Origin of the sequence: Nitratidesulfovibrio liaohensis (assembly GCF_011682075.1) — a bacterium.
GTDB lineage: Bacteria > Desulfobacterota > Desulfovibrionia > Desulfovibrionales > Desulfovibrionaceae > Cupidesulfovibrio > Cupidesulfovibrio liaohensis.
In genome coordinates this window covers 1-2,268 of record NZ_VSMK01000432.1, presented here as the reverse complement: position 1 = coordinate 2,268, position 2,268 = coordinate 1, and the positions used below count along the sequence as shown (strand labels likewise).

At 68.5% G+C, this 2,268-nt stretch carries 2 pseudogenes; both read left to right on the top strand.

The features are described from left to right. A pseudogene (locus FVW27_RS13590) lies at window positions 1-319 on the top strand (dihydroxy-acid dehydratase domain-containing protein); the annotation flags it as partial. A gap of 742 nt (window positions 320-1,061) precedes the next feature. Continuing rightward, window positions 1,062-2,268, top strand: a pseudogene (locus FVW27_RS13585) (5-methyltetrahydropteroyltriglutamate--homocysteine S-methyltransferase); the annotation flags it as partial.

Genomic DNA, 2,268 nt, shown 5'->3' with positions numbered 1-2,268 from the left:
CGCCATCGCGGGCATGGGCCTGGGTGCGGACGTGGCCCTGATCACCGACGGCCGCTTCAGCGGCGGCACGCGCGGCGCGGCCATCGGCCACGTCTCGCCGGAAGCCGCCGATGGCGGCAACATCGGGCTGGTCAGGGAAGGCGACCGCATCCTCATCGACATCCCCGCCCGCAGGCTGGACCTGCTGGTGGACGAGGCGGAACTGGCCGCCCGGCGCGAAGCCTTCGTGCCGCTGGAAAAGCCGGTCACCTCACCCCTGCTGCGCCGCTACGCCCGTCAGGTGACCAGCGCGGCCACCGGGGCCATGTACCGCAAGTAGCCTGCCGAAACGCCCGCACTCCGCTGCATTCATTAACGGCCCGTCGCACCACCTGTGCGGCGGGCCGCTTCAGCTTGTCCACAACGTCTGCTTTTTGAACGCCTCCGGCGGCCAAGGGGCTGCCGCCCCTTGGAACCCCATATTTTATGGCTGCGCAATATCCAATTAACACAACAGAACATTTTTTGGAGGAGGCGGGGGAAGAGGCTCCTTTTCCAACGGAGTCCTTCCCTTCGTGCGATTTGGAGTGCTCAACAGCCTGTGGCGGCAAAGAGCAATCTGCTGACAAAGTTCCTTCCCACGCTTGACACGACATCACTATATCAGTATTTGCTGATTTAGTGATGTTATCATCCCCGGGCAACGCAGACCGCTGCATGCTCGGACGTGGAAGGGAAACGGAAACCGGTGCGAATCCGGTACAGGCGCGCTGCCGTGTTCGGGCATGCCGCCCGCGTCCACCGCCACTGCCCTCCGGCTCTCCCCTTGCCTGCACGGCAAGGGGCAACCGGACACGGCGGGGTGGGAAGAGCGCGGGCCACGGCCCCGCAACACGCGACGTCCCTCGCAAGGGCGCTCGCGTGGTTACGGAGCCTTTCACCCACCGCCCGTCAGTCGGAAGACGTCCCCTCCGCACACCGCCCAAGGCCGCGCGAACCGGACCCCGGCATGCGCCCGCCCGTTGCACGGGCGCGCGCTCGCGAATCGCTCTCACCTGTCTTCACGCATTCCGGAGGTGGCAATGCGTACCCACACCCTTGGTTTTCCGCGCATCGGCGGCAACCGTGAACTGAAAAAGGCCGTCGAGGACTACTGGAAAGGCGCCGCCACGCGGCAGCAACTGGAGGACGCCGCCCGCGCCATCCGCCTGCGCAACTGGACCCTCCAGCGCGAGGCGGGCATCGACGTGGTGCCCGTGGGCGACTTCGCCCTGTACGACCACATCCTGGACGCCGCCCTGCTGCTGGGCGTGGTGCCCCCGCGCTTCCGCAACGGCGATGCTCCGCGCGACATCGACCTGATGTTCCGCATGGCGCGCGGGCAAGGCGGCGACCACCCCGTGGCCCCGCTGGAAATGACCAAGTGGTTCGACACCAACTACCACTACCTGGTCCCGGAACTGGACGCGACCACCACCTTCGCGCCCGACGCCGCCCCCCTGCTGGCCCGGCTTGACGAGGCGCTGGCGGCGGGCTTCACCCCCAAGGCGGTGCTGCCCGGCCCCATGACCTTCCTGTGGCTGTCCAAGCGCGTGGACGGCGGCACCCGCTGGTCGCTGCTGCCCGCCCTGCTCGACGCCTACGGCGTGCTGCTGCGCGACGTGGCCGCCCGCTGCCCGCTGATCCAACTTGATGAACCCATCCTGTCGCTGGATCTGGCCGACGACATCCGCTCGCGCTTCGTACCCGCCTATGCCCGGCTGCGCGTGGCCGCGCCGGACGCCACCCTGGTGCTGGCCACCTACTTCGCCCCGGTGGGCGACAACCTGCCCACGGCACTGTCCCTTCCTGTGGACGTGGTACATCTGGATCTGGTGCGCGGGCCGGAAGACCTGGCACCGGCGCTGGACATCCTGTCCCGCACCCCCAGAAAACAGCCCGACGACCCCGCGCTGCCACAATCCGGCATTGCGCTTTCGTTGGGGGTCATCAATGGCCGCAACGTCTGGCGCGTGGACGCGGACAAGGCCGCCGCGCCGGTGCGCACCGCCGTGGCCGCCCTTGGCCCTGACCGGGTGTGGGTGGCCCCGTCCTGCTCGCTGCTGCACACCCCCGTGGACCTTGACGCGGAAACCGGGCTGGACCCGGAAGTGGCGCAGTGGCTGGCCTTTGCCAAGCAAAAGTGCGCCGAGGTGCGTCTGGTGGCTGACATGTGCGACCTGAACGGACGCGCCGATGCGCCGGAAACCGCCGCCGCCCTGGCCCGTAACCGGGCCGCGCTGGCCGCGC